13 protein-coding genes are annotated in these 20,634 nt (G+C 60.7%); 1 reads left to right on the top strand and 12 read right to left on the bottom strand.

Annotated features, from left to right (window positions below; all coding sequences use genetic code 11):
• Positions 1-56 precede the first annotated feature (56 nt).
• From KVQ82_RS15725 to KVQ82_RS15775, 11 genes are all read right to left on the bottom strand, one after another.
• On the bottom strand, positions 57-3,098 hold the full coding sequence (locus KVQ82_RS15725) for an autotransporter serine protease (RefSeq protein ID WP_260688122.1): 3,042 nt from the start codon (positions 3,096-3,098) through the stop codon (positions 57-59).
• A gap of 344 nt (positions 3,099-3,442) precedes the next feature.
• On the bottom strand, positions 3,443-6,394 hold the full coding sequence (locus KVQ82_RS15730) for an autotransporter serine protease (protein ID WP_222014392.1): 2,952 nt from the start codon (positions 6,392-6,394) through the stop codon (positions 3,443-3,445).
• A 172-nt stretch (positions 6,395-6,566) separates the two neighbouring features.
• Complete coding sequence (locus KVQ82_RS15735; protein WP_222014393.1) at positions 6,567-7,931, bottom strand: TolC family outer membrane protein; 1,365 nt, start codon at positions 7,929-7,931, stop codon at positions 6,567-6,569.
• 2 nt (positions 7,932-7,933) lie between these two features.
• Positions 7,934-9,283 (bottom strand): HlyD family type I secretion periplasmic adaptor subunit, encoded by a 1,350-nt coding sequence (locus KVQ82_RS15740; RefSeq protein ID WP_007963525.1) that lies wholly within the window; start codon positions 9,281-9,283, stop codon positions 7,934-7,936.
• Positions 9,280-11,055, bottom strand: a complete 1,776-nt coding sequence (locus KVQ82_RS15745) for a type I secretion system permease/ATPase (RefSeq protein WP_047294551.1) — start codon at positions 11,053-11,055, stop codon at positions 9,280-9,282. Before KVQ82_RS15745 ends, KVQ82_RS15740 begins: the two co-directional genes overlap by 4 nt.
• A 203-nt stretch (positions 11,056-11,258) precedes the next feature.
• Positions 11,259-11,687: an AprI/Inh family metalloprotease inhibitor gene (locus KVQ82_RS15750; RefSeq protein ID WP_198758677.1), complete on the bottom strand. Its 429-nt coding sequence runs from the start codon at positions 11,685-11,687 to the stop codon at positions 11,259-11,261.
• Between the two features lie 91 nt (positions 11,688-11,778).
• A complete protein-coding gene (locus KVQ82_RS15755) occupies positions 11,779-13,242 on the bottom strand; it encodes a serralysin family metalloprotease (protein ID WP_145598185.1) in 1,464 nt (487 codons plus the stop codon).
• 436 nt (positions 13,243-13,678) lie between these two features.
• Positions 13,679-14,764 (bottom strand): polyamine ABC transporter substrate-binding protein, encoded by a 1,086-nt coding sequence (locus KVQ82_RS15760; protein WP_047294555.1) that lies wholly within the window; start codon positions 14,762-14,764, stop codon positions 13,679-13,681.
• 55 nt (positions 14,765-14,819) lie between these two features.
• Positions 14,820-15,164 carry a cupin domain-containing protein gene (locus KVQ82_RS15765; protein WP_222014394.1) on the bottom strand — a complete coding sequence of 115 codons (345 nt, stop codon included), beginning with the start codon at positions 15,162-15,164 and terminating at the stop codon, positions 14,820-14,822.
• Positions 15,165-15,195: 31 nt separating this feature from the next.
• Positions 15,196-16,602 carry an FAD-binding oxidoreductase gene (locus tag KVQ82_RS15770; RefSeq protein WP_047294559.1) on the bottom strand — a complete coding sequence of 469 codons (1,407 nt, stop codon included), beginning with the start codon at positions 16,600-16,602 and terminating at the stop codon, positions 15,196-15,198.
• 52 nt (positions 16,603-16,654) lie between these two features.
• On the bottom strand, positions 16,655-17,470 hold the full coding sequence (locus KVQ82_RS15775) for an AraC family transcriptional regulator (protein ID WP_222014396.1): 816 nt from the start codon (positions 17,468-17,470) through the stop codon (positions 16,655-16,657).
• Positions 17,471-17,733: 263 nt separating this feature from the next.
• Between KVQ82_RS15775 and KVQ82_RS15780 the strand changes: the two genes are divergently transcribed.
• Positions 17,734-18,006 (top strand): DUF1652 domain-containing protein, encoded by a 273-nt coding sequence (locus KVQ82_RS15780; protein WP_222014398.1) that lies wholly within the window; start codon positions 17,734-17,736, stop codon positions 18,004-18,006.
• Positions 18,007-18,068: 62 nt separating this feature from the next.
• Here the strand turns inward: KVQ82_RS15780 and KVQ82_RS15785 are convergent, their stop codons facing one another.
• Positions 18,069-20,543, bottom strand: coding sequence for a UvrD-helicase domain-containing protein (locus tag KVQ82_RS15785; RefSeq protein ID WP_222014400.1), 2,475 nt, complete (start codon positions 20,541-20,543; stop codon positions 18,069-18,071).
• Between the last annotated feature and the right edge of the window lie 91 nt (positions 20,544-20,634).

Raw genomic sequence — 20,634 nt, forward strand, 5'->3', positions numbered from 1 at the left:
GTTGTGCTCTCTCTTCCTTCAAAACCGGCAGCCCGCAAGGGACTGCCGGCACGCGTTTAGAACTGCCAGTCGAGGGTCAGACCCACACCGTGGTCCTTCTCGTTATTACCGATCAGTCCGTTGTAGTCCAGGTTGACCCGGACATCGCGATTGAGCGCCAGCCCGGCGCGTACGCCGACCACCGCCGCGTCACGATCCATCGACACACTCTGTACGGTGAAGGCGCTGTTGCCATTGGCGAAGGCCAAGTGGCTGTCAGCATCGACACTGCTCAGATTGTGCTGCCAGCCGAGGGTCGCGCCCAGCTCCAGCTGATGCTTGTCCGACAGCGCGAAGCTGCGCTTGGCACGCACACCAAGGGTCGACAGCACCACGTCGCGATTGTCTTCGCCGCCCTTGAGCGCCGCGGCATCACCCTTTTCGGTGAAGCTCTCGGTGTTCAAGTGCACGTACGACAGGTTGGCGAACGGCTCCAGATTCATCGGTTGCAGACGCAGATCGTAAGCCGCTTCGGTGAACACCTGAGTGGTCGCGGCATCGTGCTTGGTTTTCTCTTTGCCATTGACGCCCGCGAACTGCAGATCACGCTTCACGTCCACTCGGTGCCAGCTGTAAGCCGCACCGGCGGTCAGACGCAGCGCATCGATCTGATGCCCCAGGTACGCACCCAAGTGATAGCTGTCGACCGAGGCCGACGAATGCGTGCCACTGCCCATGTTCAACGAACTGTCGCTATAACCGGTAACGAAACCCAGACGCGTATCTTCAGCAATCAAACCGTCGACACCGGCCAGCAGCCCGCCAATGGAGCTGTTGGCGTCGGCGTTTTCATGGCCGCCATCGCTCTTGCCCCACGAACCCAGTACCTTGACCCAGGCGTTGCTGCGCTCGTCAGTCGGTGCGTCGGCATTGAACAGATCACGCTCACGCAGACGCTCGCCCACCGCTTCACGCAGGTAACGACTGTCGTTGATCAGCATCGTGCCAATGGCGGGATGAATCTCACCGGAGAGTTGCTGGAACGCCTGTTGCGCCGACGCTGCGTTTGGCGACAGCAGCAAGGTTTCGAACAACGCATTGCCCGCGCCCAGACCCTCGGCAGCCGCGCCAACCGCACGCTGGTTCGGCGTCAGGCCGACACTGGCGAACGACGCGCCGTTGCGCCCGACGTCCAGTTGCACGCCGTTCGCCGAATACGCCAGGGTACCGCCAAGGAACGCGTAGTTCGGCAGCACTTGCCCGAACTGTCCCTGAATACCACCGGCCGCTTGCAGGATGTTGAACTGCGAACCGAGCAGGCTCTTCACTTCAGTCGTGGTCAGCAAGGTCGGGCTGTTTTCCAGCGACAGACTGACCGTGGCGCCATCGATCAGCGCTTTGCCACCGGCAACGATCTTGTCGCTGCTGGTCGGCGAGACTTCCACCGCGTAGGTCGACCCTCGCTCGAAGGTCACGTCACCGGCGACATTCAGCGTGCCGATCGAGTTGCCCGGCGCCACGGTACCGCCGCTTTTCGCGGTCAGTGCGCCGATGCGGCCATTACCGCCAAGGATGCCGCTGTCGTTGACCGTGACTGCCGAAGCCAGCGAGCCGTTGATCGCCAGACGCCCCTGATTGACCAGGGTCGGGCCGCTGTAGCTGTTGTTGCCAGTCAGCACCAGTGTGCCGATGCCCTGCTTGGTCAGGCCACCGTGTCCGGAAATGTCGTTGCGCCAGGTGTCGAGGCCGCAAGTGATGTCGGTGCACACGCGCTCGGTCGGTTTGCCCTTGTCGATGATCGCGCCGATGCCCGGCAGGTCCGCAACAAATTGCCCGGAACCGTAGGCACCCTGAATGCGGAATTCCTCCGGGATGTCCTGTTCGGTGACGAACATCGCCGGGCCATCAATGCCCTTGCGCAGGTTGATCATGCCCCAGCCGTACAAGGCGTCGATGCCCGGTGCGCCGAGGTCGGTGGCGGTGGTACGCAGCACCGTGGCGACCTGGTCACCCGTCATGTACGGGAAGCGCTCCATCAACACCGCCATCGAGCCGGCCACGTGCGGCGCCGCCATCGAGGTGCCGTTGTAGTTTTTGTAGCCGGTGGTCAGGTTGTCGGCATTGGTGCCTTCGATGATCGAGCTGAAGATCTTGGTGCCCGGTGCCGAAACGCAGAAGCTCGCGGTGTAACCGCAACGCGAAGAGAACGTACTCATGATGTACGGGTTGGCGCTGGCCAGATCCGGGTTCTTCTGCAACGCGGCGACGGTGATCCAGTTCGGCGCGATGTCCGGCACGAAGTAACCGAGGCCGGCGATGGCGTCCGGGTTGTTCAGGTTGTAATCGTTGCCGGCGGCAAAAATCGTCACGATACCGCTGCGGGCGGCGGCAATCGCGCCGTCGTAGGCGCCGCCGGGCTTGGTGCCGAGCAGTGTGCGGATCTCGTTGAACTGCACTTGCGCGTCGTTGACGGTGAAGTGCGGATACGCCGGGTCGCGGCCGCCGAGGTCGAAACGGTCAGTGATGCCGATGCCCCAACTGTTGTTGATGATCCGCGCGCCACTGGCGATCAGCGCATCCCAACCGGCCTTGTACACCGCGCCGTCGTTGCCACGGACAATGCCGTCTTCCGGGCCCGGGTCGCCGTTGTCGGCGCTGATGATCTGCGCACCGAACGCCACGCCGTGCATCGGCCCGCCGTCACGGCTGCCGGCGGCAATACCACCGACGTGAGTACCGTGGGCGCCGAGCTTGCCGTCGGAACCGACCGAGGGCGAACCGTCATAGCGGAACGCGTCCCCGGCTTTGACCGGGATGTAAGGGTCGGTGTATTCGCGGATCCCGCTGGTGACCAGGGTCACGACTTTGTTGGGGCCGGAGAACTCCGGATGCGCGGCATACACCGGCTGGTCGAAGATTCCCAGTTTGACGCCTTTACCGGTGTAGCCGGCAGCGTAAGCGGAATCCGCCCCGATGGCGCCCAGGCCCCATTCCGCCTGGAACTCGGCGCTGCGCCAACTGGCAGGATCACCGCTGCGGCCGTTTTCCACATAAGGCGCCGCGTGCGCGGTGCCCCAGGTGGCCAGTGCGCAGAGCATGGCGCAATTGAGGGTTTTCATGGCGAAGCGACCGCCCGTTTGCGCGGGGGTATTGTTGTTATTCATCCAGCGACCTTCCTTAGTGTTGTTGCGAAAAATCCGTGTACCAGGCCCACACCCGGGCCTGGGAAATAACGCTTGTGGCGAGGGGATTTATCCCCGATCGACTGCGCAGCAGTCGCACACCCGACTATCGGGGCCGCTTCGCGGCCCTTCGGGGATGAATCCCCTCACCACAGGTGTGTGCTCACATCCCCCCTGTAGGAGCTGCCGCAGGCTGCGATCTTTTGATCTTGTTGTTAAAAAATCAAAGTCAAAAGATCGCAGCCTTCGGCAGCTCCTACAGGGGACGTATTCATCCTCCGTCAGAACTGCCAGTTCAGGCTCAACCCCACGCCATGGCTCTTCTCGCGGTTGGCCAGTTGTCCGTTGTAATCGAGGTTGACCCGTACGTCCTTGCTCAACGCCAGGCTGGCTTGCACGCCGACCAGCGCCGCATCACGCACCAGTGCCGAACTCTCGACCGAATACGGTGTGCTGCCGCTGGCGAAGCGCAGATGCTGTTCGGCGTCGATGTCGCTCAGGCTGTGCTGCCAGCCGAGACGACCACTGACATCCAGCGACTGTTGAGTCGACAGATTGAAGCGCTTGACCGCCCGTACACCGAGAGTGCTGAGCACTGCGTCGCGCTGATCGCCCGAGCTTTTCAGCGCCGCCGCGTCGCCCTTTTCGGTAAAGCCTTCAGTGTTCAGATGCACGTAAGCGAGGTTGGCGAACGGCTCCAGCGCGACCGGTTGCATGTTCAGGCGATAAGCCGCTTCACCGAAGACCTGGGTGGTGGCCGCATCGACCTTGGCTTTCTGTTTGGCGCTGACGTCGCCGTATTGCAGATCGCGTTTCACATCGGCACGATGCCAGCTGTAGGCCGCGCCGGTGCTCAGGCGCCAGGCGCCGATGTCGTGACCGGCGTAAGCGCCGAGGTGATAGCTGTCGACCTTGGCCGACGAGTGCGTGTCCGAGCCCATGTTCAGCGAGCTGTCGCTGTAACCGGTGACCAGACCGATGCGCGTCTGCTCATCCAGCGCGCCGTCGACACCGGCGAGCAAGCCGCCGATCGAGGTGCTGTAGCGCGAAGTGTCGTTACCGGCGTCGGTCGAACCCCAGGCGCCAAGGGCCTTGATCCAGCCATTGCCTGGCGTGGCGTTGGCATCGTGCAGACGTTCGCCGACCGCGTCGCGCAACTGGCGGCTGTCATTGATCAGCATCGAGCCCAGTGCCGGGTAGATTTCCCCGCTGAGTTGCTGGAACGCCTGTTGCGCCGAAGCGGCAGACGCTGACAGCAGCAAGCTTTCGTACACCGAGTTGCCGGCGCCCAAACCTTCGACTGCAGTCGCCACCGCACGCTGATTCGGGGTCCGCCCGACGCTGGCGAACGAGGTCGCATTGCGCTGGATGTCGAGCTGAATGGCGTTGGCCGCGTAGTCGAGGTTGCCGCCGATAAACAGATAGTCCGGCAGCACCGCGCCGAACTGACCCTGAATGCCGCCGGCTGCTTGCAGAATGTCGTACGAATGCCCAAGCAGGCTGCGCGCTTGAGTGGTGCTGAGCAGGGTCGGGCTGTTTTCCAGCGACAGGCTGACCGTGGCACCGCTGATGCTCGCGCTGCCGCCGGCGACGATGCGGTCGCTGCTGGTCGGCGACAGCTCGACCGCGTAGGTCGAGCCTGGCGCGAAGGTCACGTCACCGGTCACGTTCAACGTGCCGATGGAGTTGCCCGGTGCCACGCGGCCGCCGCTGTTGGCGTTCAACGAGGCGATCCGACCCGAACCGCCGAGGGTGCCGCTGTCGTTGACGGTCACCGCCGAGGCCAGCGAGCCGTTGACGCTGAGCAAGCCGCCATTGACCGTGGTCGGGCCACGGAAGGTGTTGTCACCGGTCAGCAACAAGCGCCCTGCCCCGGACTTGATCAGGCTGCCCTGATAGACCCGCGTCGCCGCTGCGGCATCACGCGCCATACCGACCGCGTAGTCGGTCTGATCCTGCTGACTGGCGCCGGCCGGAATACCGTTTTGCCAGCCTTTGTCCTGCAGGGTCTGCTGCCAGGCGCGGTGTTCGGCGAGGTCTTCGCGCTGGCGCTGAATCAATGCCTTGTCGGAGATGTCATTGCTCCACACATCGCTCTGCCCGGCGGCCAGATTGGCATCAAACGCGCCGAGCAATTGCCCCGGCCCGTGCATCGCCCGATTGAGGTTGGCCACGCCCCAGCCGACCCGCTCGGTCGGCGCATCGGTGACCGAACCGTCGAGTTGCGTGGCGGTGGTCAGGAGCACGTCGAGCGCCTGCTGGTTGTTCATGTACGGATAACGTTCCATCACCAGCGCCAGCGCCCCGGTGGCGTGCGGCGCGGCCATCGAAGTGCCGGACTTGATCGCATAACCGCCGCCCGGAATGGTGCTGTCGATCTTCGCCCCCGGCGTGGTGATGCACCAGTATTTGGCGATGCCGCACTGGTTGTACTTCTGCTGATTGCTTTGGTCCAGCCCGGAGACTGCCAGCCAGTGGCCTTCCAGATCCGGCTGAAAGTACGGCAACGCCGAGCGCACGCTGGCGTTCGGGTAGCCGCTGTTGCCGGCACTGAACACGTTGATCACGCCACGGCGCGAGACGTCCGCCGCCGCGTCGAGCCAAGTGCCCTGATTCCAGTGCTGAGCGTATGCGGCGTGCAGATCGGCCAAAGTGCGGTAGCTGACATCCGGCGGCTGGCTGCCCCAACTGTTGTTGATCGCACGTACGCCGGCGGCGGCCAGCGCGTCATACGCGGCTTTGAAATAGCGCGGGTCGGGTTTGGGGCCGAAGAGGAAACTGTCGTTGTTGTTGGTGTTGCCGACGTAGATCTGCGCGTTGTACGCCACGCCGTGCATGCCGGTGCCGTCACGGCTGGCGCCCATGGTGCCGACCACGTGAGTGCCGTGGGAGTCGTTGTTGGGGTTGAGGGTGCCGTTGACGTTGAACAGCGAACCGTCGACGTAGCTGCCGGAGGCCAGCACCGGGTGGTAGCGGTCGCTGGCGAACTCAGGGTGGGCGGCATCGAAGCCGGAGTCGAGGGCGCCGATCTTCACGCCTTTGCCGGTGATACCGGCGGCGTAAGCCTGATCGGCCTGCATCCGCGCCAGGCCCCAGTCGCGCTGGAATTCGACGCTGCGCCAACTGGCGGGATCGCCGGGCTTGCCGGATTCAAGGTACTGCGCATGGGCTTGCGCGATGGAAACTGCGAGCAACAGGGTGCCGACCGCTGCCGGCTTGATGCGTACGTCCATGTTCACCACTCACTTTTCTTATTGTTTTGCAGGCACTGACAGCCAGATCAAAAGATCGCAGCCTTCGGCAGCTCCTACAGGGATTACTGTTCAGCCAGTTCTTGCTCAATGTAGGAGCTGCCGCAGGCTGCGATCTTTTGCTCTGCTTCAAGCGCCTACAGGATTTTCAGTGTTACTGGGTTTTCGGGCCTTGTCCGAACGCCTCATCCACCCGCACCAGATCCTGTTCGTTCAAGGTCCCCGCGTAGTAATGCAGCTTGGTCCAGGCCATCAAATAGTCATAGCGCGCCTGAGCCAGATCGCGGCGGGTGGTAAACAGTTGCTGTTCGGCGTTCAGCGCATCGAGGTTCGTCCGTTCACCGCCAAGAATGCTTTGCTTGGTCGACACCACCAGCGCTTCAGCCGACGCCAGGGCCTTCTGATAGGCACGCAACTTGTTGACGCCCGACAGGCAGGCGCTGAACTGGCGGCGCAGTTCGATCAAGGTTTCGCGGGTCTTGCCGTCGAGTTCGTATTCCGCCTGCTCCATGGTGCGGCTGGCCTGACGGGTCGAGGCCGACACCCCGCCACCGGCATACAGTGGAACGTTGACTTCAAAGCCGATGGTGTTGGTGTCATAGCGCTGGTTATAGGTGTTGCCGCTGTCCGATTCAGTCTTGCGGATCGACGCATAGGCACTGACTTTCGGCAGGTGCCCGGCGCGGTTGCGCTCGACTTCGTACTTGGCCACTTCTACCGCTTGCCGTTGCGACGCCAGGTTGGGGTTGTTGCTGATCGCCAGCTCATGCCAGGTGTCGTAGTTGGCCGGCATCAACGCAAAGGTCTGGAAGTTCTGATCCAGTGGTGCCAGCTCGCTGATATCCACCGTCTGCACGCCGACCAGCGCGCCCAGTTCACGCAGCGCGGCGTCCTGCTCGTTGCGCGCCTCGATCTCTTCGGCGGTCGCCAGTTCGTAGCGCGACTCGGCTTCGAGAATGTCGGTGCGGGTGCCCTCGCCCTGTTTGAACATGTGTTCGTTCTGCTGGAACTGCTGCTCGTAAGCCTTCTTCTTGGCCTGGGCGATGTCGATCTGATCCTGGGCGAACAAGGCTTTGGTGTAGTTGTCCAGCACCCGTACCAGCAGTTCCTGACTCTTGCCGCGAAACGCTTCGTCGGCGAACAGCGACTGCGCCACGCCTTTGCGATACGCCGCGTAGGCTTCGTAGTCGAGCAACGGTTGCTGCAAGGTCAGGGTCGAGCCGTAGCTGTTGTAGTTGCGGTCTTCGGTCAGATTGCCGCGAGCGGTCAGTTGCGTGGCCTTCGAGGTGTTGTGGCCCCGGTTGTAGTTGTAACCCAGTCTCGGCAACAGCCCGGCGCGGCCGATGATGCGGTTTTCCAGGCCCGCGTCGCGCTCTTTGATCGCGCCAAGGAACACCGGATCGTTGCGCAATGCCTGTTCGTAGACCTCGAATGGCCCCATGGCCGCCAGCGCGCTGTTTCCTGCGAGCAGCGCGAACGCCGCCCCCAACATCGAAAGCTTATTCATACAGCCGAACATCCTTATTCTTCAGTCAACGCAGAGCCAGCGCGATCGAGCAATGGTTTGAACAGGTAGTTGAGCAGTGAACGTTCGCCCGTGCGCACGAACATTTCCGCCGGCATACCGGGCTTGATCACCAGGCCGTGGAGTTTTTCCATCGCCTGATCACTGACGCTGCTGCGCAACACGTAGTACGGCACGCCGGTTTTCTCATCGACCATCTGGTCGGCGGAAATCAGGCTGACCTCACCCGGCACGCGCGGGGTCTTGCTCTGGTTGAACGCGGTAAACAGGATATCGACCGGCAGATGCGTGCCGACCTTGTCGATCAAGTTGATCGGCAAGTGCCCTTCGACTTCCAGGGTGGTGCCTTGCGGGACGATCTCCAGCAGGGTTTCGCCCTGACGCACCACGGCGCCTTCGGTGTGTACGCCGAGGTTGACCGCCACGCCGTCGGCAGTGGCGAGGATCTCGCTGTGCTGCAGGTCGAAACCGGCCGAAGTCAGTTGCTCGGACAGGGTCACGCTTTTGAGCTGCGCGTCGGCCAGTTGCGTGCGCACTTCCTTCTGATATTCCTCGCCATGCTGTTGCAGCTTCAGGCGCGATTCGAGGATGCCCTGCTCCACCCGGCCGCTTTCACCGGTGTTTTCCGCCAGTTGCTGCTGCACTTGCGACAGCTGCCGCTGGTACTCCATCAAGCGGTTGCGCGGGATGTAGCCGTTGTCCGCCAGCGGCTGCAGGTTGCTCAGTTGTTGCTGCAGCGAATCGGCCTGGGCGTTGAGGTCGGTGCGGGCGCGACGCATGCCCGCCAGTTGCGCGGTGGCACCTTCGATGCTGGCGCGCAGACCGGCCTGCTCGCGGTAAAACGCTTCACGGCGGCTGCTGAACAGTTGACGCTGGCCTTCAAGGACCAGCGCCAGACGCGGATCCGGATCATTGCTCAACTCTGCCGGAAAGGTCACCTGCTTGAGGTTATCGCGCTCGGCCTGCCAGCGCGCGAGGCTGGCCCACGCCATGCGGTACTGGGCTTGCAGCGACTGCACGTCGGCCGCGACCTGGGTCTGGTCGAGGCGGAACAGTGGCTGGCCCTGTTTCACGATCTCGCCTTCGCGCACCAGAATCCGGCTGACCACGCCGGCACTCATTGACTGCACGGCTTTGCGCTTGCCCGACACCACCACGGTGCCCTGCACCGGAATGCCTTGATCCAGCGGCGCCAGTGCGGCCCAGGTGAAGAAACTGCCGGCGCCGACGATGGCCAGAATCCAGCCCATGCGCGCGAAGAATTTCGCATCGCGCTCCGGGCGCTCGGTGACGTATGCGTGTTCCATGGAGGCTTCGTTTTCAGTGTTCATGCTGGCGCTGCTCATACACCCGAATTCCTTGTCGTGGGCTGGTACTGCCGGCTCATGCTGAGCCCGCCCGGTGCCTGCGCAGATTTTTCCCGTGATTGTTCCTGAGCGCCGGACAGCGCCTTGAGTACATCCTGACTGTTGCCGAATGCCTGCAGACGACCGTCGTTGAGCACCAGCAACTTGTCGGCCTGGGCCAGGACCGAAGAGCGGTGTGTGACCAGCACCACGGTAGTGCCCTTGGCCTTGAGCTGGGCGATGGCGCTGGCCAGCGCGGCCTCACCGACGGTGTCGAGATTGGAGTTCGGCTCATCCAGCACCACCAGGCTCGGGTCGCCATACAGGGCGCGCGCCAATGCGACGCGCTGCTTCTGGCCGCCGGACAGACCGCTGCCGTCCTCGCCCAACTGTGTGTCATAACCTTGCGGCATCCGCAGAATCATCTCGTGTACGCCAGCCTGTTGCGCGGCGGCCACGACCTTTTCCGGGTTGGCTTCACTGAACCGGGCAATGTTTTCGGCGATGCTGCCGCTGAACAGTTCGATGTCCTGTGGCAGGTAGCCGATATAGGGGCCGAGCTCATCGCGGTTCCAGCGATGGATGTCGGCACCGTCCAGGCGCACGGTGCCACCCAGGGTCGGCCACACGCCGACCAGCACTCGGGCCAGGGTCGACTTGCCGGACCCGGAAGCACCGAGCACGCCCAGCACTTCGCCCGCGCCAATCGCGAAGTTGACCATATGCAGGGTCGCCGCGCGCTGCCCCGGCGGGCCGGCACTGACTTGCTCAAAGGCAATCTGGCCTTTTGGCGCAGGCAACGCCATGGCCTCGTCGCTCGGCGGGAACGCCTGCAGCAACGCATCCAGACGGCGGTAGGCGAGCTTCGCCCCGCTCCACTGTTTCCAGACGGCGATCAACTGATCGATCGGGCTCAACACCCGGCCCATCAGAATCGAACCGGCGATCATCATCCCGGCCGTCATGTCGCCCTTGATCACCAGCAATGCGCCGAGCCCCAGCACCAGCGATTGCAGGCACAGACGCAGGGTTTTACTGATCGAGCTGATCACCGCACCGGTGTCGCTGGCCTGGTTCTGCAGACCGAGGAAGCGCGAATGCACGCCGAACCAGCGCTTGCGCAACGCACCGAGCATGCCCATGGCCTGAATGGTTTCCGCGTTGTGCAGGTGGCTGGTCGCCAGTTGGCTGGACTTCTGCGAGTAACCGGCGGCTTCGCCCAGCGGCTTCTTGGTCATGTATTCGTTGAGGCACGCCAGCGCGATCAGCAGCAGCGCACCCGCCGTGGCGAGGACCCCGAGCCAGACGTTGAACAGGTAAATCACGAACAGGTAGACCGGGAACCACGGCGCGTCGAAAAACGCGAACAGGGCTGGCCCGGTGACAAATTGGCGAATGTGGGTCAGGTCGCCCAGCGATTGCCCGGCGTTGCCCTCGCCCTTGAACAGGTTGCGTTCGAACGCCGCCTGATACACCCGCAGGTTGAAGCGGCGCTCCAGCTGGCTGCCGATGCGGATCACGATGAAGCTGCGCACCACTTCCAGCATGCCGATGAAGGCAAAGAAGCCGACCACCATCAAGGACAGCATCGCCAGGGTGGTTTCGTTCTGCGAAGACAGCACGCGGTCGTAGACCTGCAGCATATAAATGGAGGGCACCAGCATCAGCACGTTAATCAGTGCGGTAAAGCACCCCACGCTGATCAGTATGCTTTTATAGTCACCCAAAGCCTTGAATAAGGGAGCGGTGGCTGGGGCCTTCGCCATCTTCATTGATTATTCCTGAATGTAATCCCCGCCATTCTTTGGCGAGACGCTTCTATTAATTATCCGTGCACAGACCGGACGGGTTCTTTCAACTTGCATTTACACTTCAATAACAACTTTCAACAGTTCAACGCCAGTCGTTGCATTGAGCTGTTGCTTATAACTGCAACATCAAACCTTATAGTCAACCGCTCAGTCGGTGCCGTTGTTCACGGCTGCGGTGTATGGCGCGTCAGCGTAATCACCAGCCCCGACTTCAAAGTGCTCAGATAAAGCCCATCACGTTGTCGGCTGAAGAACTGGATTCTTGAACCTTCCTTGCCGGTAATCGACAAGCCGTCCGGATCAGGAAACCAGCCGACTGGCGCTTGCTCAAGCCATGCCCCCAGGCATTCGGCGCCCTTGCCCAGTGTCTGGTTGGGTTCCAGATCGATCAGACAGGTGTTCGAGGGTTTATCCTGCAATGCCTGCGCCTCTGGGGCGTCATCGGGTGCAGTCAGAATCGCCTGCCACTGCCCGGCGAACACGGAGGGGTCTTCCAGTCTGAGGCTGCTTGCCATGGTTGCTTCTCCAGAAATCATGATCAGCGCCGCCGAAAGCCACGCCATTCCCTTGTAGGTAAAAACTTTACGGATCATCAGAAAATTCGCTCCGGCACCTAGCCTTGCCCAGCAATCAACACGATGCAAGCAAAGAAAGCGACGCATGAAGCGCCGCTTTCCCGTTACATCACGCCACGATGTCGCTGGTTGCTGCCTGGCCAACGGTGCTGACCTGGAAGTCCGCCACGCCGTGCCCGGAGAAGTCCACCGACAACAGGCTGTTGCCGCCCGACGAGGTCAGGATCGCGTCGCCGGCCGAACCAGTGAAGCTGCTGACAAAGTGCAGGCCGGACCCGTTGGTGATGGCGCTCAGGTCGATTTTGTCCAGACCGCTGACGAAATCGAGGATCTGATCGATTGCACCCGGCTTGGAGTCGGAGCTGGAGGCAAACACGAAAGTGTCCGAACCCGAACCGCCCCACAGTTTGTCCGCACCACCGGCGCCGTAAATGATGTCGTTGCCGGCACCGCCCTTCAGCTCGTTGGACGCACTGTTACCGATCAGCAGGTCGTTGCCCGAACCGCCAATGGCGTTCTCGATGGTCACGCCCTTGGCGATGGATACGTTACCGATCATGCCGCCCACGTCAGAGAACGAGGCTTCATTGAGGTTGATCTTCTGGTTCTGGGTGAAACCCGAGAAGTCGAAGGTGTCCTTGCCGCCCGCATCCCACACCGAGAACACCAGCTTGTCGCTCGACGACGAGGCGCTGAGGAAATCGCGACCGGCGTTGGAGTTGAAGCCGTAGGTGGTGTCACCGGTACGGGTGGTCAGGTTGGCGCCGTACAGTTTCTGGATTGCTGCAATGTCGTCCATCAGCGGGCCGGAGGCATAGGCTTCCACACCGCCCTTGCTGAAGTTCTGGGCGGTGTTGCTTTCACTCCAGTAACTCATGAGGCTATAACCGCGGGTGTCTTGCCCGTAGGAAGCATCCTTGTAAGTCGGATTGCCTTCGCCGGCGTTGTAGTCGCCAGGGTGAGACAGGCCCAGGGTGTGGCCGATTTCGTGCGTCAGGGTCTGACGCCCGTAATTGTTCAGACCCGGGGTTTTGTTGACGTCGTAGCCACTGCCGGTCAGATACCAGGACTGACCGTCATAACCTGGCTCGGTGCCTGGCAGGAACGCAAACGCCGCCGCGCCTTCCTGGCCGCCGCTGTAGTTGCCGAAGGTCATGTGACCGTCGCCACCACGGGAAGCTTCGGTGAACGTCACGTTGGCGACATCCGCCCAGGATTGCATGGCGAGCACGGCCTGGGCCTTCTGCAGGGCACTGAACTGACTGAAACCGGTGACGCCCAGGCCGCTGAAGTTAGCGGTTTTGGCGGTCAGAAAGGTGTAGGTCAGTTCGATCTTGCCGCTGTTGTCGAGGTCGTGCCAGGAAGCACCGTCTCGCAGCAGTTGGGTGGCGGCTTGATCCACCGAGAAGGAGGGCTTGCCATTGACCGTGAGGTTGCCGCCACGATCGTATTGATGGCTGAAGCTATTGATCTGATTCCAGGCGGAACTGGTTGCCGCCAGAGACTGCACTGCGCCCACAGGCACGAATGTGTCTGCGGTGATATCAATAGCGTTAGCTTTTACTTTCGACATAAACACACTTCCTTGTTTAGCAATGGAACAGTTTTTGTCAGATAGCGACGATCCCTGGCGAGATCGTCCTATCACTCGCCCAATGAAGGCGTAACGAACCTGACACAATTTGAAATCATACGTCTAGCCTTTTTTTGAGATCAAATTGCACTGTTGCGCAAAACTACCGTAAACAAAGCCTGCGGGGTCGAAAGATTGTTTTACCCGGTTTCACCGCCTCCAATTGTCTGACGATTTTCTATTTAAATATTAAATATTGGTAAGTTGTTTTTTGTTAGACGCGTCTCACTTTCCTGCACTCTATTAGTGCGATGCCAGTGTATTGATATCAACTAAATTAACGCGATTTTCTGTAGGAGCTGCCGCAGGCTGCGATCTTTCGATTCAAGATCAAAGATCGCAGCCTGCGGCAGCTCCTACAGGATTTGGGGTTGGCTCAGCTACCGGTACGGATTTTGTTCCAGACACGGGTGCGGATCCGGTCGATGTTCAGCGGCATGGCTTCCAGCGCAAACAGCTTGCCCATCATCTCCGGGCTCGGATAGACCTTGGTGTCACTTTTGATGGCCGGGTCGATCAGGCCGTCGGCCTGTTGGTTGCCATTGGCGTAGTGCACGTAATTGCTGATGCTGGCCATCACGTCCGGGCGCAGCAGGTAGTTCATGAACGCGTACCCGGCCTTCTCATCCGGCGCATCGGCGGGCATGGCGACCATGTCGAACCAGATTGCCGCGCCCTCCTTGGGAATCGCGTAACCAATGTCGATGCCGTTCTTCGCTTCTTTGGCGCGGTTTTCCGCTTGCAGGATGTCGCCGGAGAAACCGACCGCCACGCAGATATCGCCATTGGCCAGGTCGCTGGTGTACTTCGAGGAATGGAAGTAGCTGACATACGGCCGTACTTTCATCAGCAGTGCTTCGGCTTTCTTGTAGTCCTCGGGGTTCTTGCTATGCGGTGGCAAGCCCAGGTAGTTGAGTGCCGCCGGCAACAATTCCGGACCGTTGTCGAGGATCGCTACACCGCACTTCTGCAGCTTTTCCATGTACTCGGGTTTGAAGATCAGGTCCCAGGAATCCACCGGCGCGTTGTCGCCCAGTACCGCTTTGACCTTGGCGACGTTGTAGCCGATGCCGGTGCTGCCCCACAGGTACGGAAAGCCGTGCTCGTTGTTCGGGTCATTGACCTGCAAGGCCTTGAGCAACACCGGGTTGAGGTTCTTCCAGTTCGGCAACTGGCTCTTGTCGAGCTTCTTCAGCGCCCCGCCCTGGATCTGCCGCGCCATGAAGTGGTTGGACGGGAACACCACGTCATACCCGGATTTGCCGGTCATCAACTTGCCGTCGAGGGTTTCGTTGCTGTCATAGACGTCGTAGGTGACGCCAATGCCGGTGTCTTTCTGAAAGTTTTTCGTGGTGTCCGGCGCGATGTAGTCGGACCAGTTGTAAATCTTCACCGTTTCGGCGGCATGGCTAATGGAGGCAGCCAGCAGCAGCGGCGCCAGAGCGAGGGTTTTCTGGATCATGAGGTGATTCCTGTGGTGGCTATTTTTGTTGGCAGGCAATCAAAGGATCAAACAATCAGAAAATAAGGACGTAGGTCTTGCGCACCGTCTCCTGGATATCCCAGATGCCGAGCGTGTTGGCCGGCAACATCAGTGCGTCGCCACCTTGTATGTGCAGGGTTTCACCGCCGCTGTCCGGGGTAAACGTGCAACGCCCGGAGATGAAATGGCAGAACTCTTGCGCGGTAATCTGCCGGCGCCAGCGCCCCGGGGTGCATTCCCAGACGCCGGTTTCGACGCCGTCGTCGCGCTCGACGCTGGTGGTTGAGGCCATCGCGACCGGCTCGCCGATCGGCACGGCGACCGGGTTGGATTCGTCCAGTTGCAGGCTGGCGGCGTTCTTGAACTGCGTAATACTCATGGCGGGACCTGTCTTGTGAAGAAAACGGCGGTTAGTGCATGAAACCTTCCATGAAGCCCGCGACCTGACTGGCGAGCTTGCGCCGCCACGGTGCGGTGGCCGGATTGGCCAGGGTCTGGTCTTCGTGGACAAAACTTTTGATGATCGCGTTGTAACCGAGCCAGCGGCACGGTTCCGGCTCCCAGGCGCGCAGCGCATGGATCCCGCCGTCCGGCAGCACCCACGGCTGATGCACCAGTTCGGTATCGCGCTCAAGAATCAGATCGGCCAGGGTGCGGCCGCCAAGATTGCTGGCACCCACGCCCTCCCCGCCATAACCGCCGGACAGCGCGATGCCATTGGCGCGATCGCAGAGCATGTGCGGCTTGAAGTGCCGTGACATGCCGAGGTTGCCGCCCCAGGCGTGGGTGATTTGCACGTTTTTCAGTTGCGGGAACAGCTCGCCGAACAGATAGCGCCGCAGTTCGACTTCATCGCGGGTCAGATCGAAGTTGTGGCGCAGCTTGCCGGCGAACTGGTAGCCGCCGCGAGCGCCGAAGATCAGACGGTTATCTGCACTGCGCTGGCCATAAGTGACCTGACGGCTGAACTCGCTGAACGCCTGGCCACGATTGAGGCCGATTTCGTCCCAGGTCGCAGCCGACAGCGGTTCGGTGGCGACAATCAGACTTTGCACCGGCAACTGATAGCGGCCCAGCGGCGGCAGCGTCACCGAATAGCCTTCAACGGCCGGCACGATCCAGCGGCTGCGCACACTGGCCCTGGCCGTGCGCAAACTACCGGACTGCCAGTGCGTGACCGGGCTGTTTTCGTAGATCTTCACGCCCATGTTCTGCACGGTACGCGCCAGACCGCGCACCAGCTTCGCCGGGTGAATCGTCGCCACGTGCGGCGCATAGATGCCGCCGTAGGGTTTTGCCACGCGAATCTGTTGCGCCAGTTGTTCGGGGCTCAGCCAGCGGTAATCGTTGTCGGTCAGGCCTTGGGCGTGCAGTTTGTCGAGGTATTCGCGCAGGCTGGCTTCCTGTTCCGGGTAGCGAGCGGCGCAGTACAGCACCCCGCCCTTGCGATAATCGCAGTCGATACCCTCACGTTCGAGGACAACTTCCACTTCATCGGGGATGCTGTGCAGCAGATCAAAAGAGGCGCGGCGTTGTTGTGGCGAGAGGCCGGCGAGCAGTCGATCCTCGCCCAGCAGATTGCCCATCAGCCAGCCACCATTGCGCCCGGACGCACCGAAACCGGCGGTTTGCGCCTCGATGATGGCGATATCCAGACCCGGCGCGAGTTTTTTCAGGTAGTACGCGGTCCACAGCCCGGTGTAACCAGCGCCAATGATGGCCACGTCGACATCCAGATCCTGTTCCAGCGCCGGCCGCGCGATCAGCGGCTCGTCGAGTTGATCCATCCACAAACTGATAGTGCGCCACGCCGGCATGCAAGACTCCGCCACTGAAAACCTTCGATGGCGTCGATCCTAGTGCGAGTCTTCAACGGCTGTCTTGCGCGCGTGTCCGCAAAGAAATTTGTTTGGCGTAGGCCTTCGGCGACTGGCCAGTGTGCTGGCGAAAGCAACTGTAGAACGCCGACAGCGAGTTGAAACCGGCAGCAAATGCCAGTTCATCGATACGCAGCGGTGGCGTGGCGTGATCCAGTGACTTGAGCAAGTGCTGCAGGCGCGCCTGGTTGACGTATCGATAGAAGCTCTGCCCCAGCACCTGATTGAGCAGGTAGGAAATCTGATTGCGGCTGTACCCGCACTCCTTCGCCACCCGTTGCAGATCCAGCTCGGGATCGAGGTAAGGCTGTTGCCGTTCGAAATATTGCTGCAGGTCTTCGGCCATGAAACTGATCTGGCGCGGTGACAGGCCCAGTCGACTCACCGCCGGACGCTGGCTGGGAGCGACGGCGCCACTGGTTGGCGTGCGAACCAGCGAGGCGTATTCGTTGACCCGCCAGATCAGGCCGTCCTTCACCGTGATCGCTTCACTGGAACGGAACGACACCAGTCCGTCGCCACCGCGCAAGGTCACTTCGTACTGAATGTAGGCAGTGTTGCCATCCACGCGGATCCGGTCGCAATGCTCCAGCGCTTCGTCGGATTCTCGCGGCATGCTGACACGCACGTACTCACGTAACTCATCAAAACCGAGCACCCGGTTCTGAAAGAAATCGTTGTACTGAACGTCCGGGTGGTACAGCGCCATGACGCTGTCCAGGTCGCGATGTTTCCAGCTCAAGTGATAGCGCATGACCGTAGCGGCCGTGGCCGGGGTCTGTTCTGGGCCGTCGTCGTCGACATGCATAAAGGGCTCTGCGCAAAAGCACCGAGCTTGCCCAACTTCATCCAGACGATCAATCAGTAAACCGTAGTGGCCTTTTGGCGATGAGTGATGGAGGCGTGACTTACATCAAAAAATGCGCAGCAATCGCAAAATGAACTGAAAAAGCTCACGGAAAATTCACATGCGGATGCTACTTTTAATGTCACTGATCGGTTGAGCCAATGAAGGCTCTTCCCACCTAACATGAGCAAAAGGAATCGCTCGATGAAGAAGGCGGGCAACACATGAATAGAGGTTCCAGTAAAGTCACTTTCCCCAACGCGTGCCAGTTGATGCGCTGGCATTTTCATCCAATGGGTTTTGAAGCGACGATGGATGCGCCGGGCAGCATGATTGCCCGCCTGTTCGATCGTGCCAGCGGTGAAACCATGATCGCCATCGCCGGCATTCCCTGCGCCACGGTGATGAACGCGGCCGATGTCGAACGAATCATCGAAGCCGTGGAAGACGAACTGGAGACTTTCATTCCTCCGGAATCTCTCAAGAGTTACGCTTAACCTTTTGTTTTTAATGAAAAAGCCCGCCAATTCCGGCGGGCTTTTTTGTGCGCGGGCGTGCATCACGCGGTTTGCGGCTGCTTCCGCTGATCGACGAAGAATGCCTTGTCTTGGGCCACCCGGTCAGACGCTCTCGGCATATTGACTGACTGAGCGTCCTGCGGTTCGACGTACCAATAGCAATGGCTGACCGCCCGGGTGATGCCGACGTAGGCCAGCCGCAATATCTCGTCCTTCTGCGCCGTGTCATAGGGCTCACTGTCGCCAGCCTTGCCCAGGCCAGCCATGCGATACACCTGGTTCTTGAACGGAGAACTGGTCAGGTGCTGGCAGTCACCCAGCAGAAACACCGCATCGGCCTGCAGTCCCTTGGCACTGTGGTAAGTCAGTTGTTTCAGGCGTCGCGCTTCATACGGCAAGCTCGAATCAACATTAACTACAGACTGAATATGCTGTTCAATCAATGACTTATCACTGCTTTTTCGATACAGCATCAAGATTGAGTCGCCGCGATTGTAGTGTTCGGCCAGGCGCAGCCCCAAAGCCTGATCATCGCGTTCCAGCACGCTCACCGGCTGCAAGGCCTTGGGGGCGCCGCTGGCTTTGGCTTTTTTGCCCGGGATTGCCGGCGCTGCGCGGACGATGTGTTCAGCGGCATCGATGATGTGTTGATGACTGCGGTAATTGTCGCTGAGCATCACCCGTGTAGTGCCCGGTGAAGGGAATTCCTTGTTGAATTCCATGAAATAACTCGGTGAACTGCCACGCCAGCCGTAGATCGACTGCCAGTCATCGCCCACACACAGCAACGACGAACGCTGCGCGCCTCGCCCAACATGCATCGCCGGGCCACGACTGCGGATTTCCGCCAGACTGGCACGGATCCAGGAGACGATTTGCGGCGAAACGTCCTGAAACTCGTCAATCATCAAGTGCGACATGGGGCGCAGCAGCTCGTCACTGAGCAGTTTGAGGTTCTCTGGCGAATGTTCGCTGAACAGCGCAAACATCCGGTTATAGGTCATCACCGGCGGTTTCTGATCGAGCAAATGATCTTCCAGGGCACGCCAGAACAGGCTCAGCGCCTCAAAGAAGAACCGATCCGGATCGTCCTTGGCAAAACTCATCCGGCCGACAGCGTCCGGCACGTCCAGCCCGAGGTTTTCGATAAAGCCGGCCGCCGCGACAAAACAGTCCAGCAGCGGCGCTGAAACCAGCTCTCCTTTGACCTTGTAGTCGAAGCCTGGACCGGCGCTCGCGTCGCCCGCCAACGTCGACAACACCCCCTTCGACGCCTCGTAACTATCCATCCAAATCAATGGCTTACGGCAGAAAGCTTGAAACAGGGTGCGCTTTACTGCCCACTCGGCGCGCACCCCGAGCCTGGCGTTGGGTCGGCAGATCTGCGGGTTTTCCCGAGGATCAAACCCGAGCATCACCCAGGCATCGAGACTGGGAATGTAGCCATGGCAGTGAAAGGTCGAACCGTTGATCTCGAACGTTTGCCGGCTGGGCTCGATGCCTTTGATCGGCCAGGCACCTGCGCGAAACCATAAGTCTTCGATGGCATCGCACAGCTCTTCATCGCGCTTGGCCGCCAACTCCGTCACCGCCATGCGCTTTTGCACGTCCGGGTGATCGCGTTCCAGCTCCTTGAGCTGCAAACCCGCCTTGGCCAACGGCTGAATGAGCTGACGGAAACGCTCGTCTTCCGTGAACAACCGGTGGTAACAGGCATTGAGCTGGCGGCGCTGAGCGTCGTTGATCCGCAAATCGAACGGATTGCTGTCGACCTCTTCGTCAGCACCCTGAATTCGGTCGCTGAGGTTCTCGAACGCCTGCAAGCGCTCAAATCCCGGCAGACTGCGTACCATCGGCAGAATCCGCGAGTGAAAGGTGCGCACCAGTTCCCGCGCCTGTTTCAGGCTCAGGGCCAAGCCCCAGAGTGCAAACAGCTCGATCAGTTTGTTGATGAAATCCTTGCGCGACTCGCGGGTGAAGGTCACCACGGTCATCGAATCAAGTTCAAAGCCCAGGTAGTGAGTGAGCAACAGAATCCTCAGCACCAGCGTCGTCGACTTGCCCGCTCCGGCACCGGCAATCACCGAGGTCGAGGGCGTATCACTGAAAATCATCTTCCATTGCGCGGCGCTTGGCTGAGCATGTTCGGGCAGCAAGCGCGCCACATCGGCCTTCATGCGCTTCTTCAGCTCGGCACTGAGGGGCAGGCGCCAGTCGTCGAACAAGTGATTGTCCACGCTCGGCGGACGATGTTCGGTGCTGCGACTGTCACGAATCAACAGCACTTGCCGGCCTTCCTCCAGGCCTTCGAGTTTGCCCTCCTTGAAGCCGTACTCCACGCCAGCGGTATGGCCACTGCGAAAGCCGTCAGCCTGACCGTGCAACCATGACGCGCGGTGTTGAGCGCGCAAGCGTGTCAGGCCGTGGCCGAAGAAACGCGCGGCCAGACGCTTGAACCATGGCATCTCGGCCAGTGGACGGAGTTCGGGAGGCAGATCGGGAGTGTGTTGCGCCACGCTGAGGGCTCCAGTGTGTGAGGCTGTTGCGGCTATGGTGTCTTTATTTGCCCCTGAGTTCTAGCGAAATGCTTACAGCTCATTGGTTTAG

It is taken from the genome of Pseudomonas sp. AO-1, assembly GCF_019775695.1.
Taxonomy (GTDB): Bacteria; Pseudomonadota; Gammaproteobacteria; order Pseudomonadales; family Pseudomonadaceae; genus Aquipseudomonas; species Aquipseudomonas parakoreensis.

What these genes read in the sequence shown, in the direction of transcription:
- KVQ82_RS15765 (WP_222014394.1), bottom strand. Translation starts at nt 15,164, where the DNA reads ATGAGTATTACGCAGTTCAAGAACGCCGCCAGCCTGCAACTGGACGAA.
- KVQ82_RS15760 (WP_047294555.1), bottom strand. Translation starts at nt 14,764, where the DNA reads ATGATCCAGAAAACCCTCGCTCTGGCGCCGCTGCTGCTGGCTGCCTCC.
- KVQ82_RS15745 (WP_047294551.1), bottom strand. Translation starts at nt 11,055, where the DNA reads ATGAAGATGGCGAAGGCCCCAGCCACCGCTCCCTTATTCAAGGCTTTG.
- KVQ82_RS15775 (WP_222014396.1), bottom strand. Translation starts at nt 17,470, where the DNA reads ATGCATGTCGACGACGACGGCCCAGAACAGACCCCGGCCACGGCCGCT.
- KVQ82_RS15725 (WP_260688122.1), bottom strand. Translation starts at nt 3,098, where the DNA reads ATGAAAACCCTCAATTGCGCCATGCTCTGCGCACTGGCCACCTGGGGC.
- KVQ82_RS15755 (WP_145598185.1), bottom strand. Translation starts at nt 13,242, where the DNA reads ATGTCGAAAGTAAAAGCTAACGCTATTGATATCACCGCAGACACATTC.
- KVQ82_RS15730 (WP_222014392.1), bottom strand. Translation starts at nt 6,394, where the DNA reads ATGGACGTACGCATCAAGCCGGCAGCGGTCGGCACCCTGTTGCTCGCA.
- KVQ82_RS15770 (WP_047294559.1), bottom strand. Translation starts at nt 16,602, where the DNA reads ATGCCGGCGTGGCGCACTATCAGTTTGTGGATGGATCAACTCGACGAG.
- KVQ82_RS15740 (WP_007963525.1), bottom strand. Translation starts at nt 9,283, where the DNA reads ATGAGCAGCGCCAGCATGAACACTGAAAACGAAGCCTCCATGGAACAC.
- KVQ82_RS15735 (WP_222014393.1), bottom strand. Translation starts at nt 7,931, where the DNA reads ATGTTCGGCTGTATGAATAAGCTTTCGATGTTGGGGGCGGCGTTCGCG.
- KVQ82_RS15780 (WP_222014398.1), top strand. Translation starts at nt 17,734, where the DNA reads ATGAATAGAGGTTCCAGTAAAGTCACTTTCCCCAACGCGTGCCAGTTG.
- KVQ82_RS15750 (WP_198758677.1), bottom strand. Translation starts at nt 11,687, where the DNA reads ATGATCCGTAAAGTTTTTACCTACAAGGGAATGGCGTGGCTTTCGGCG.